At 35.6% G+C, this 12,862-nt stretch carries 14 protein-coding genes; 12 read left to right on the top strand and 2 right to left on the bottom strand.

All coding sequences use genetic code 11. The features are described from left to right. Window positions 1-67: 67 nt before the first annotated feature. The 12 genes from AADY36_RS17270 (at window position 68) to AADY36_RS17215 (ending at window position 8,318) form a co-directional block, all read left to right on the top strand. Window positions 68-469, top strand: a complete 402-nt coding sequence (locus AADY36_RS17270; protein ID WP_342409336.1) for a hypothetical protein — start codon at window positions 68-70, stop codon at window positions 467-469. 111 nt (window positions 470-580) lie between these two features. Beyond that, window positions 581-1,027: a hypothetical protein gene (locus AADY36_RS17265; RefSeq protein ID WP_342409335.1), complete on the top strand. Its 447-nt coding sequence runs from the start codon at window positions 581-583 to the stop codon at window positions 1,025-1,027. Between the two features lie 376 nt (window positions 1,028-1,403). Continuing rightward, a complete protein-coding gene (locus tag AADY36_RS17260; RefSeq protein WP_342409334.1) occupies window positions 1,404-2,258 on the top strand; it encodes a hypothetical protein in 855 nt (284 codons plus the stop codon). Next, window positions 2,251-2,679, top strand: a complete 429-nt coding sequence (locus AADY36_RS17255) for a hypothetical protein (protein WP_342409333.1) — start codon at window positions 2,251-2,253, stop codon at window positions 2,677-2,679. The genes AADY36_RS17260 and AADY36_RS17255 overlap by 8 nt, the downstream gene beginning before the upstream one ends. Then, window positions 2,669-3,340 (top strand): hypothetical protein, encoded by a 672-nt coding sequence (locus tag AADY36_RS17250; RefSeq protein ID WP_342409332.1) that lies wholly within the window; start codon window positions 2,669-2,671, stop codon window positions 3,338-3,340. Before AADY36_RS17255 ends, AADY36_RS17250 begins: the two co-directional genes overlap by 11 nt. Before the next feature lie 90 nt (window positions 3,341-3,430). Continuing rightward, window positions 3,431-3,913, top strand: a complete 483-nt coding sequence (locus tag AADY36_RS17245; RefSeq protein WP_342409331.1) for a deoxynucleoside kinase — start codon at window positions 3,431-3,433, stop codon at window positions 3,911-3,913. Between the two features lie 32 nt (window positions 3,914-3,945). Continuing rightward, a protein-coding gene (locus AADY36_RS17240) for an IS3 family transposase (RefSeq protein ID WP_342409330.1) occupies window positions 3,946-5,093 on the top strand; the annotation gives its coding sequence in 2 pieces (ribosomal slippage) (window positions 3,946-4,183 and window positions 4,183-5,093; 1,149 coding nt in all). 70 nt (window positions 5,094-5,163) lie between these two features. Beyond that, window positions 5,164-5,796, top strand: a complete 633-nt coding sequence (locus AADY36_RS17235) for a DUF2971 domain-containing protein (protein ID WP_342409329.1) — start codon at window positions 5,164-5,166, stop codon at window positions 5,794-5,796. A gap of 126 nt (window positions 5,797-5,922) precedes the next feature. Continuing rightward, on the top strand, window positions 5,923-6,762 hold the full coding sequence (locus AADY36_RS17230; RefSeq protein ID WP_342409328.1) for a hypothetical protein: 840 nt from the start codon (window positions 5,923-5,925) through the stop codon (window positions 6,760-6,762). A 128-nt stretch (window positions 6,763-6,890) separates the two neighbouring features. Next, the gene (locus AADY36_RS17225; RefSeq protein WP_342409327.1) at window positions 6,891-7,193 is read left to right on the top strand and encodes a hypothetical protein; all 303 of its coding nucleotides are present in this window, start codon (window positions 6,891-6,893) and stop codon (window positions 7,191-7,193) included. Between the two features lie 102 nt (window positions 7,194-7,295). Next, window positions 7,296-7,772, top strand: a complete 477-nt coding sequence (locus AADY36_RS17220) for a DUF4265 domain-containing protein (RefSeq protein WP_342409326.1) — start codon at window positions 7,296-7,298, stop codon at window positions 7,770-7,772. Window positions 7,773-7,883: 111 nt separating this feature from the next. Next, the gene (locus AADY36_RS17215; protein WP_217876927.1) at window positions 7,884-8,318 is read left to right on the top strand and encodes a hypothetical protein; all 435 of its coding nucleotides are present in this window, start codon (window positions 7,884-7,886) and stop codon (window positions 8,316-8,318) included. A gap of 722 nt (window positions 8,319-9,040) precedes the next feature. On the opposite strand, the gene AADY36_RS17210 is transcribed toward AADY36_RS17215, so the two are convergent. Next, window positions 9,041-10,633: a hypothetical protein gene (locus AADY36_RS17210; protein ID WP_342409325.1), complete on the bottom strand. Its 1,593-nt coding sequence runs from the start codon at window positions 10,631-10,633 to the stop codon at window positions 9,041-9,043. Between the two features lie 502 nt (window positions 10,634-11,135). Then, on the bottom strand, window positions 11,136-12,794 hold the full coding sequence (locus tag AADY36_RS17205; protein ID WP_342409324.1) for a tyrosine-type recombinase/integrase: 1,659 nt from the start codon (window positions 12,792-12,794) through the stop codon (window positions 11,136-11,138). Between the last annotated feature and the right edge of the window lie 68 nt (window positions 12,795-12,862).

Below are 12,862 nucleotides of genomic sequence, written 5' to 3'. Positions count from 1 at the left end.
CTACTTACCATTCATTACCATCACGCAAGCCTAGTTAGTGTTAGGTCAAACACTAACGAGGAAACTCATGAGTACATCAAAATCACAATTCATCAGAGAGTATCAACGCGCGAGTAAATCACCTTGGGATGACAATTCAACGATTCTGCTATTAGCAGATGTTGATGAAGCGTCTACAAGCGACTCAATCGAGCTTAGTTTTAGCCATTACATTTATATGCACAGAGATAGGGTAGGCAGTGTATTGGGTATAAGCATCTCAAAGCAGCTTTTTGATGATAATCCTGATTTTTCAGGGCGCTATTTAGATGGTGTAGAAATGTATGCTTTTTTGCTTCTATACATTGAGCAAATAAAAGAATTCTGTCATTTATTTTCAGCAGAGTTCGAAGCGATATTTTTAACTAAACCAACAATTTTCTTCAGTTACGCTGAAGAGAGTTGGTTAGAAATCATCGAAAAAAGTTAATACTGGCGAACCTTCGGGTTCGCTTTCTTAATATTTCCCCTTCATCGTTCCTTTTTAGTTAAAAGCCGTAACTGCGGCTTAAAACCCATTCAAAAATAAAGGAGCATATCTATGTTCAGATATATATCAACGCAAGATCTTCTAACTTTAGTTGACTCAATCCGCAGTATCATTCTCAAAAACGACCATAAAATTAATCATTTAATGTTAAACAAAGAAAACCCTGATTTTGAGGGGCTTTGGTCAATTGTCGAGCCTGATGTTTATGCTAATAAGCAACTGAACTATCGTGGTGTAAAAGTGCTGTTTTATAAAATGATGGTTTTTCTGCTCGAAGATATTCAGGAGGGCACTTTTGATTATTCGGATTACGATGATCAATCTTGCAACGAAAACCCTGAGCGCTTTGATGATTTATTCGATACGGAATTAGAGAATGACTTCGATGATCACTTTAGGGAAAAAATTGAGCGTGAGTTCGAGCCAGAGCTTAAGAATGAGCGTACTCAAAATTCTATAAAAGAGACTATATCGCAAATCAAACAAATGCATTCATAGGATAAATAAAGCTATTTTTGCATTTAAAAATAGCGGCCTAATCTTAACTCACGAAATACGCCACGAGCCGTTATTTGCCGGCTCACTACTCAATGTCTGGGTAGTCAGAGTTCATCTGATAATACTAGTGAGGGAATTGTACGCAAATATACTTTTCCATTGTGGTAATGCAAAAGCGTATTGCCAACGATAATGTAGGGCGGGGCTTAAGGGCAATAAAGGAGTAGCGTGCTACTCCTTTTTTAATTTATTACGAAAGAAAACTTGGAGAGCGGTTTTTCAGACTAATGCTCGAGCATTTATAAATTCAATATCTTACGCATATTTACATTGCAGTTTTTACATTTAAAAAGTAATCTATTTCAGTTGTTTGAATATGGATATTGTAAGTAATATGGAAAGTAGCAATGACTCTACACACTTCGATGAAAAAGATCACCAAGCAGAAAGTAATGGCCAAGATAAGCTCTCATCTAATCATGAGCTAGTTAAGCAATGGCGATTAAATCTGGAATCTATTAAGAATGATATTAGCTTTGAGCTCCCCTCAGAGCCTGATAATACGAATGAAAGTTTATTAGCTGCTCTTGAAGCGTTAGAGTATTTAGATAAGAAAAATACTCTACTAGACGAAAATAAAGATTTTCAGTTTACAGACGATGGATTTGAGGCTTATAAAGCCAAGTATCATGTTGCTTTTGAGTACTTGTCTGGACTAGAAAAATGTAATCCTAATAAATCACCTGCAAAATTCTACTTTTTCTCAAGAACTAAGCAACTTGAGCAACGGCTAAAAATGAGTAGCTGGATACATTCACTTTTTCACCTTTTAATGTTGTTAATTATTATTTTGACTTTGGGAGGAATTAGTCTTTTGATTTTACAACAGACTCAGGGCAATTTGTTTGTAAAATTATTGCTGGGGTGGTTTTGGATTGAAAGTATTAAAAGCTCTGCACACTTAGTAAGTAAATACAAACAAGTCGCTAGTACTCCCTTTCGCTTTAGCGTTAGCTTGTTAGGCATTCACTCAGTAAATATTTTACTAAAAGTAATTACCTTATTGGTTATACCTTTTGTTTTTATCTTAAGTTACAACAAATATTGGATTGATGATTTTATAATTATTGGTTTATTTCTGTCTTGTGTTATTAACTTTAAACTCGATGATGAGCCGACTGAAGAGTCAAATAAACAGGAAATTACAAGAGTTGAGAGTGCAAATGTTTAAGTGGAGTATCTTTATTGCCCTTATGGCTTTTAGCACTACATGCTTAGCAAAAATAGATATTGACCTCGCCTGCAAAGAAAAGAAAGAACAGCAACATTCTCTACTAGAAAGACTATCAACATCTCTTACTGAAGCTCATTTAGCTGGACAATGTACTGGTTTTAAATCTGTATATAGGATTAATTTGAAAGAAGCTTGCTCTGAGTTTTTAGAGCAAAAAGCATCGCTATTAAGCTCTTTAAGTACCTCTTTAAAAGAAGCTAATCTGGCAGGTATGTGTGTTGGCGCTATTTATAAATTAGCCAAAGAGTGTAAAGCAGATACTTACAACATTGATTACACTGATATCGCAAGAGGAAGCATTACGGTAGAAATTGTTGAGCAGCGCCTCGGTTGCTACGGAAATACTTATGGCTGGTAAAAATACAAGTATTGCGGCTGTTGCTTGTCAGGCATTAGGAATTGACCGTAATTTGTTACCAGAGCGGTTAAGAAGTCGTTTAAATTATTACGTTAAAGATAAAAATCTCAATGCCAAACTACTGGATGAGGCCGATATAAAATCTGAGTCAGTCGACTATGTACCTAAGCCTATTAAAGCAGGTAATCACATATTTATACGAAACCTTGTAATTTTAGACACTCTATTTGAAGATAAAAAGTTAGTCGTAAAGTGGTTAAACGGTGAAAAAGTCAATTCTGAAAATTTTGAGCAATTTGCTAAGGAATGGAAGGCTAAAAAATTACTCTTTCAAGCACTAGATAGGCGAATCGGAGATTTAAGGCTTTTTTTAATAAATAAAAATATAGATTGGTCACAAGATGAAATCCCATACCCATTTAGTGATGGTAAATATAGTTCAATGGAGTTGATTGCTAATTCTATAGAACTTGATAACCATTCGAGCCCATATGATTTAGCGCTAAAAGCTGTTATTGACGGAGAGTTTGGGGCTTTAGGTAAATTGATTTCTAATAATCCAGGTGCTTTTATCAGCGAACACGGTCAGTGGCTAGTAAATTTATACAACACTAGAAAAGCAGAGTACGAAGAATACAGTATGTTGCTCAATAAATATTAAAATATTTAATCTTTTCCTTTTTTGTGACTTTCACAGTTTGATACTTGCTCTTGAAGTCACCGCACAATGCGGTGACATTAGGAGATTCAAATGAATAGATTTATAGTTTTTGAAGGGCTTGATGCCTGCGGAAAAACTACACTAAGTTCTTTATATGCAAAAGAAAAAAATGTTGTTGTTCATTCAGCTATAGTGGAAGAAGCACTGGAGTTGAGAAAGATCATTGATTCTTTTGAGTCGAAAGAGAGTGCTTTTTTGTTTTTTTTACTTAATAACTTTCTGAGAAGTCATACTGTCTCCGGAGCAATAAAGTCACAGGATGTCGTAGTCGACAGATATATTTTTTCAACTTTAGCGTATCAGACGATCATGCTTGGAGAAAAACTCGTTAAGAATACCTTTGATACACTTAATATCTCTCAAAACATTCTTCTGCCAGAAGTCATTATATTTGTTAAGGCTGATGCGGAAACAATAAATAGTAGGATAGGGGCTAGATGTTGCAGTATTCAATGGTATGGAGATGCTATTACACAAAATTGGACTTCCCAGAGTTTGCTAGACACCCAATGAGTTACATTGTAACTTCTAATTAGAGGTGTTTTATGAGCAAAGGCAAACGGTATACCCAAGAATTTAAAATAGAAGCTGTTAAACAAATTACTGAACGTGGTTATTCAGTTGCTGAAGTATCAGAACGATTAGGTATTTGTACTAAAACCTTATATCACTGGCGCACCCAGCTATCAGATAAACCTAAATCGGTTAAGTCATCAGAAGAACAACTTAGGATCGCTAAACTTGAGGCTGAATTGAAACGTGTCACGGAGGAGCGGGATATTCTAAAAAAGGCCGCAAGGTACTTTGCCAGCAACCCCGAGTAAAGTACGGCTTCATCCGAGATCACCAAGATGAGTTTTCCATTACTACGATGTGCCGCCTTTTTAAGCTGCATCGCAGTGGTTTTTATGCGTGGTTAAAAAAGCCTGTAAGTGATAGAGCGCTTGAAGATAGTCGCTTGCTTAAGCTTATTAAAGAGTTTTACGTTGCCAGTGGTGGCACTTACGGCAGTCCTTGGATACACGCAGATTTACGTGAAGCCGGTGAGCAATGTAGTGTTAATCGAGTAGCTAAGATCATGCGTCAACATAAGCTCAAAGCGCAAATAGGTTATAAACGTCGCCATATTAAAAGTGGTAAAACATCACGCATTGCAGATAACTTGTTAGCTCGTCAGTTTAATCCTCCTGAGCCGAATCAAACTTGGGTAAGTGATATTACTTATGTGAGAACCTATGAAGGCTTCTTGTATGTAGCAACTGTCATGGATTTATTCTCTAGGCGCATAGTAGGCTGGTCGATGGATAAAAACATGGACAAGCACTTAGTGATTAAAGCATTGCTCATGGCAGTTTATCAGCGCCAACCCAAAACTGACGTATTGGTACATAGTGATCAAGGAAGCCAATATGGTAGTGCTGATTACTTAGCCTTTATGAAAGAACATAACCTTGTACCTTCCATGAGTCGAGCTGGGAATTGTCACGATAATGCAGTTGCTGAAAGCTTTTTTGCAACGATTAAAAAGCAGATAATTAAAAGGAAGATTTACTCAACACGCAATGATGCGAAAGCAGAGATATTTAATTTTATAGAAATGTTTTACAATCCGAAAAAACGTCACTCGCATACAGGCGGTGTTTCACCTGCTAAATTTGAGGAAGCGTATTTTTCTGAGTTAGAAACTGTCTAGTGAAAGCTGGGAAGTCCAAAGATCTAAACAAATACTCAGTGAAATTACGGATCATGTTTCAAGTAGCTTAGTGTTTTCTTGCTCATTCTCTTCCGAACCTGATTTACTGTCACAGTGGAGAAGCTATTGCCCGCAAGATGGAGGCTTTTCTATTGGCTTTGATAAAGAGTTATTGCAAAAAAGTATCTGCGGTCATAATCCGACAGGCAATATAAGACGTTTTGATGATTGTATTTATGACGAATCTGAAAAGCTAAGGCAAGCTGAAGTAATAGCTGATGGTTGTTGTAAGGGCATAGACCTACACTTTGAAAAAATGGGTAGGGATGTTTTCTATAATACGTTCCTGGAGTTTCTTTTCTATAGTTTCCGTTGTAAAAATAGTCACTTTATTGAAGAAAAAGAAGTTAGAGTTTTCACTTATGCTCACAATAAATTTGAAAGGATAAGTATCAATGACGGTTCTGGCTTCCCTGCAATAGAATTCTTTTCAAAAGAAAATGTTCAGTTTAGAACAAACAAAAACATATTTATTCCATACTTGAAGCAAAGCTTTCCGATTGAAGCTATAAAAGAAATCTATGTGGGTCCATGTAAAAACCGAGATGTTGTCGTTCAAGGTCTTCAATTGTTTCTTCAAAATTTAGGGCTAATAAATCAAGTAAACATAATTCTTTCAAATATTCCATATAGGCGCTTTTAGCACTTAACAAACGGTTTAAAGTGGACAAAATTCAGTTGGCTGGTTTCGCTCCGCTTACAATTATAGCCAACTAAATTTTGCCCATTAACCGGGCGTTAGTTTCTTATTTATTTTCGGAGCATAGTTGTGCCAAAAATCGAAGTTTCAAAAGATATGAATGATATATTAAGAGGGATTTGGCATGACAGACTGTCCCCAAAAGGAATTATCTTTACTTACTTGTGTGCGAAGGCGTTTAATGTAGTTAGGTATCCTTCGACACCAGATCGTAGTTTAGATGGAATAGATATAGCTAATGAAGAATTAACAACATTAATTAACTCTTATGGAGTCGAAAAAATTTCATTATTAGTTAAAGAAGTTATTGAGATAAAAAAACAAACGAAAGCTTTGTTACAAAAAAAATACCACAATAATTTTGTTACTCTTCAAAGAGCACTTTCCCCTCTAAATGACTCCCAATATCAAACCGCATTAAGAGCATGTGATAGGCCAGAGTTGTTTCCTATGTTAGTTATTGCATCACAGGAAGCTGACATAGCTTCTTTTAAAATAGACGTCGACATTGTTAGTGGTTGGTCTACCTATTCCTCGAATAGGTACGGTAGCTTACATATCGAGAAAGACTGGCATATAGATGACATCATTATTGTATCTGATTATATTTGCTCGAGTAATGGTGGCTCTGGAGCCCTTGAGAGTAATGAATGGCTTTGCTTAAACAGAAATGAAAATGGTTTGATGGAATTCGTTACAAGTAAATGCTTAGTAAACGATGCCCCCCAATATCTCTATAATAAGGTTGAAAATACACTCAATACAAAAGGATACGAATACTTAAAAATGGAATGTTTAAAAATGTCATCTGCTCGAATAGTTAACCCTAGAGTAATACCAAATATCAACATCCCTCGTGAAGAATTATCATTCAAAGAAAAGTTTAAAATTCTGTTCGGAATAAAGTAGAAACTAACAAGCTGTTTAAGGCGGGACTGCTAAAGTTTGGCTCGGTTTCGCTTCGCTACACATTTTTGCCAAACATTATCAGCCCTTTAACAGGGCGTTATACGTTTCTAGAGTTCGGAGTAAATTAAGTGCCTGAAGAAGCAATTACGTTTGCGAAAAAGCTGCTGGAAAGCGATGAAGATTACTTAGAAAACGTAATTAAGTTATGGCGTATTGGTAATGAAAAGTATGGCCAATGCTGGAACACTGAATTTCATATTTTTGGTGAAATTGAATCAGAAACAGATCATTTACCCTTAACTCATGTTAGGTCAAAGTGCTCAGAAGAGTTTCTGGCTAAAGCTGATAAAGAATTAAAAGAAACTATCGAGTATTATCGGGACAGTGTTACTAAAGCTTGTAACATCATTATCAGTGGTAAAAACGTATAACAAGCGCATTAATGAACGGACGTCTAAAGCTTGGCTGACGCTCGTTCCTCGCTGATTTTAGCCAAGCATTATCCGCCCATTATGCGGGCGTTAGGCATCTAAATGAGAAACGAAGGATTAGTTAAAGTTCACGTATCTTTACCCAATCACTGGATGATTGGTGGCGAGTCTATGTGGGCAGAGCCGCTAGGGAATAATATTTATCGGCTTGAAAACGTTCCATTCTTTTTGTACTCGTTAAACTTCAAGGATGAAGTAAAAGCTTTTGAGGACGATAACGGCATATTGGAAATTGAAAATGTCATAGCAAGAAGCGGTAACCGCACTCTCAGAATAATTTTTGACAAATCAATTGATAGAGATAAACAAGATTTTTATATTGAAAAAATTCGCGATTTGGATTGTTCATTGGAAAGATGGGATGAAACATACTTAACTGTCAATGTTCGTAAATCTGCTTGCTATTTAGATGTAATCAAAAAGTTTGATATCTGGGATGCGGAAGAAATTTTTGCTTATGAAACATGTGACGAGCAAATTCCAGGATCCTTCGATGCTGAGCCGGATGACGATGCCTAACAAACTGTTTAAAGTGGACAAAATTACGTTGGCTTGGTTTCGCTCCGCTTCACAATTTAGCCAACATAATTTTGCCCATTAACAGGGCGTTATATTTTCAGAGGTAGTCCGTTGGAAACTGAATTAAGCATTGAGGGAAGTGTTACTGAATCTAAATCAAGAAAAGAGCTCATTCCTCTATGGATTAAAATATTTGGGTGGCTTTTCTTGGTACTTGGCGTTGTTGCTCCAATTTTATATGTGGCTTCTGCCATTTTCGACTTTGAAGCAACATATGAAATGTTTGGGTTAAGTTACACTGGTAGCGCATATGCAGCTATGCCTATGCTCATATCATTTATAATTTTAGTTAATGGTTTATGCGCGTATGGGCTTTTATTTCAAAAGGATTGGGGGTTAATGTCTTGTTTGGTTATGGGTTACATCGGCTTGCTTATAACTCTAGTAAGTATGTTTATTTACCTGCCAGATTTAACTATCCGTTTAGAACCATTGCTACAAATACCGTATTTAGTAAAGTTGCATAAAATGAAACCTCAGTGGTAATGAAAATATAACAAAGCAATAATGAATGGGACGCAAAAAGCTTGGCTGCGCTCATTCTTCGCTTAGTATAGCCAAGCTTTTGTGCGCCCCATATTGCGGCGTTACTGATTAAATACTCTAACGTGTTTTTGTCCATCGACGAGTCATAAATATAGGTCACGTTAACCCACAATGCGTTAACGTAAGCCTTGAAGTGTATAAATTGAAAGGATGATTACGATTGTAGTTGCAATTCAGAGAGCTGCTTTGATATCAAACTCTTTTGATGAGAAATGACCTTTCATTAATATACTCTCACTTTGATAGTTTCTTTACTAACCCTATTTTAAACTTTTAATGAGTGCAACAAGAGTTGAGAAATATTGTGTTGTTGTTCGGGTTGATATTAATAATTGTTTTTCATTAAGAGAATGTCTATTAGGGTACACAGTATAGCCATTCAGGCATATTATTGTCGAAATAGTGGAGAGATCAAACACTATGAAGTATCTCCTCTTCGATTCAAAACATCGACATTGAGTTAATATGAAATCATAGCTACCACAGATATATTTCAATTTTTCTTAAGATCTAGGATTTTTAAGCGCAGTGTCAACTCTAATCGACATCCGTCCAAATATGAGCTAGAAGCAACGCCTGGCTTAACATTTTATGTGTCTGTTTGATCCTTCCTACAAGAGACCTTAATCAAAAGATCTCATCTTATTAACTCAGAGCGAACTTTATATTCTTAAAGTGGTGCATTCTTTTTGAGTGAACGGGATTAAATGTTCGGGTAGTTTTATAGGTAATTCAGGTTCAATAATACGTTTACCTTTTTTAAAAGCATCTAAGCCTTGCAGAATAATTGCTTCATTAATTAAAAAATATTTATACGCCGTTTCTGCTCTTAAATCATAAAGCTCATCGTTTTTATCGTAATGCTCTCCTGAACGGTCATGCTCTCTTCCTGTATGTCCAAGTATTAGTTTTGACTCAATTTGCGCATTGCTGAGTGAATAACCTTCTTCTTTTACTAGATATTTGACAACATTGGTTTTAGCGTGCTGTCTAAGTAAGGTAAAGCAAGGTCCAGCTGTACCTTTCACATAAAGGTCTTCCTGAGATGATTTATAGATGTCATTAGGGCAAATCATCATGAAGTATTCCCTTAAAGAATTATACGGCATCGCTTTAGTACAGTCTTTAAAGCTGAAAAATAAGTACTCATTAGGCTTATCAGGATGTAGTGATAACTGATTTTTGATTATTTTAGTCATTTGCAGAGTTAACTTTATTTTGAATTGTCCTTTGTTCTTCATGGCTCCTTCTTTGGTCATTGTGGATTTCGGATAAGTTATATATTTAGGGTTCTTTAAGTTATCTAGATAGCTTGTTTTTAATTCAATTATGTTAACTGGCCTAACAGCTGTGAAAGCCATTAAAAGTACAGCGTTCTTTTTTTGGGTGTTGGGCTCCTCTTCTAATCTATACATGAGCTTTGAAATACCCTCGCCATCGGTATACCCATTAAAAGTAGACTTGATAGGTGCTGGAATATAGTTAGTACGAATTTCGTTGATAGATTTATTCTTAAGATTTAGCTTTTCTGAAGCAAAAGCAAATAATGATTTAACTCTATTAGAAACATCATATGTATAATTTGCTCTCTTTTCTTCATTTAGTTTGTCAAAAGCAGACTTTATTTCTTCTTGGCTTATATCTAAGAACTTTGCAGAACTGCCAACTACATTCACAAAGGCATTTATTTGTGATGAATATGTTTTGATAGTTTTTTTAGAAATGACTCTTTTATCATTTTCATGTTTCATTGAGAGGCTTTCAATGAATTTTTCAGCAACTTCTCCAAGCGTTTGACCATATAGGTGATTATATAAAATGATGGCGCTAAGCCTAGCAGCTTCAGCGACTGTCATTGTTTCAAAGTTACCTAAAAGAGTACTTTTTAACCCATCTATTTTAGGAAAATCTGCAAAAACTTTTACGACTCCATTTGGATAAAAAACGTATCTTAAGTTTTTTTCACTGTCATATTTAGACATCCTACGATCTTTTTTTGGTTGACCTGGTTCTGGTTCTGGGTATTTAATTGCTGCAGCGCATTCAGATAATATTAAAATATCTTTATCACTATATGGTGGTTTAATACTGTCGAATTTCGACTTGCTAATACACTCACTTTCACTTTGCTTCTCAGACTCATTTTCACTTGTTATCTTAGATAGGTTTTCACTTGTTATCTTAGATAGGTTTTTAATTTTATCTAATATTCTGCTTATTTTATTTTTCTTAAACTTCTTGTTGGTTTTTTTCATATTTTATTAAGTCTTTATTATTTCATCTGGGATGAATTAACGTTGTCGCTTTTTTATTATGTTGAATGAGTTTTTTGATTGCTGCAAGAGGGGGAAGCCTTGCCAGCTATGGCTTTAAGCCTATGACTACTAAGATCATTTTGGTGGTGAAATTAAATGGCTTTGTTTAACCTACTGATATGTCGTTTATAAGCTTATTATCAAATCTGAGCTTTTTGGTGGTGTATTAGTATGTTTTGGGTACTAAACTTTTTTAAATTTTTTTTCATAAAATTTTTTAACGATTTTTGTGTATTTTTTATAAATTCTTTGTAAGTTCATCAAAATTCAATACTTTTCTTCGTTCTATCGTTAAATTTATTTTTGCCAATACTATTTATTATTTTTGAGCGAAAAGTGTTCATTATCTTTGCTGTTGTACGAAAAATGACCCGGCTTTACGCTAAGTCATTATTTAGTTTCTATATGCTCTTTCAGTATACTTTTCGGATGAGTATTTAGCTTAAACAGCAATATCATCAAGGTAACTTTCGATTACAGTTCTACCATCTTTAGTCAGAATTAACTCTTTAACTGATTTTCCTGTATCGCCAAAAGGCTGATTTATGAATTGAATGTATGCACCTTTATGGACAAGCGATGCTTTAATTCGCTCTCTTAGCGCTTTCTTATGTTCCTTATCTTTGATTATTTTTTGTTGGTTTACATGAAATGCTGTAGGCCTTAACTCTAAGCTTTGAAACTCATGGACTCGTTTTAAAATGCTGACCTCGTGTAACTTAAATACATTAAACTTAAGCTTTGTTGAAGTGCCGTAGAGCTCTTCAGATTTATCGTAGTTAAGCCCATTCGGATCATCAGACTTTCTCAAATGATGAAGTGCTAAACGGGTTAAGTCTTCTGCATGCTTAAAGTGGTAGCCGTTTGATACCATAAGCTCTTTTGTATTGGATTTAAAAAAGCTTCTACACATAGTACAAAATGCACCCGCAGAGCCTTTCATTACAATCTGTTCGATATCACCTTTTACTGCATCAAATGGAGAATAGTCTTTGATAATTTTATCGAGGGAGCGTTTAGAAAATTGCTTCATAGGGTCGCGTGGTTGCAGAAAAATGAACTCTTGATTGCAATTAGGTCGTGCCGATTCCATCCATGCCCTTTGTTCAAGGATAATAGTTCGCATCATTTTTGTTAGTGGGAGTCTGTATTCTTTTTGGTTTTTCATTTCACCACGTACACCTACGATGGATGACGGAAAAGTTATTAAGGTCGGAAAGGTAATACTATTCAGCCATGACCATTTCATTTGAGGAATGTTGATAGGCCTCAAGCCCGTTAAAATCATAAACCTGGCTGCGTTCTTCTGGTGAATGCATGGCGTAGTTGCAAGGTTGATCCACAACTCTGCAATTGAATCTAAGTCAGTGTAGGCTTGACACGGACGGGGAGTATCAACTCGATCCGAAACATAATAATCATCAATGTCAGCAGCAGGATTACGGCCATTGTTAAACTTATTTTTGGCAAACTTCCATATACGCCTTATTTGAGCAAATAGTTCAATGGCTTGGTTGTTGGATTCGCTAGCAATAATTTTATCAATGATTCGCTCAAGATCCCCTGCCGTAATACTTTGAAATCTCGTTTTCATATTAAAGTACTGCTTAAGCTTTTTTACTCTGCACTTATATGTTCTCAATGAACCGGCTGCAAACTTTGTTGGTGCGAGTAAATGTCGGTTTGTCAGGTTCTGCTCATATTCTTTAAAAATAGTGTTTAAATCGGCGAATATCGTTCTTCCCTCCAATATCGTTTGCGTAAGCTCTCTTGCTTTTGCAATGGTGAGTTCTGGTAACTCCCCTAGCTTTACGTTTCGGATCTCTAATTTTTTTGGGAAATTAGAATAGAAGATGACCTTACCTTTTGGGGTGAAAACGAGCCGTAAATTGTGTTGTTGCTCATATTTAGACAAACGAACCAAGGGCTTATTTTTAATCCCTTGTTTTAAAGCAACTTTTCTCTCAAAATTTGAAATTATTTGAATCGCAGTAACACACTTTTTTATGTACAACATTGAAAAAGGTGCCTTCGTCTCTTTCCAAACTGCTTTTGCTTTGATGTATTCGGCTTTTGTAGTGGGTTTATTCGTGTTTTTCATTTCTCTAAAACTCAGGTTTATTAAGCCCTGTAGGCCTGTCGTTTGATCTAGATCAACAAAATTTAGAG

Origin of the sequence: Pseudoalteromonas sp. D15MCD-2 (genome assembly GCF_038562745.1) — a bacterium.
GTDB lineage: Bacteria > Pseudomonadota > Gammaproteobacteria > Enterobacterales > Alteromonadaceae > Pseudoalteromonas.
Note: the sequence above shows the minus strand (reverse complement) of the source record. Positions and strands in the feature narration are given on the sequence as shown.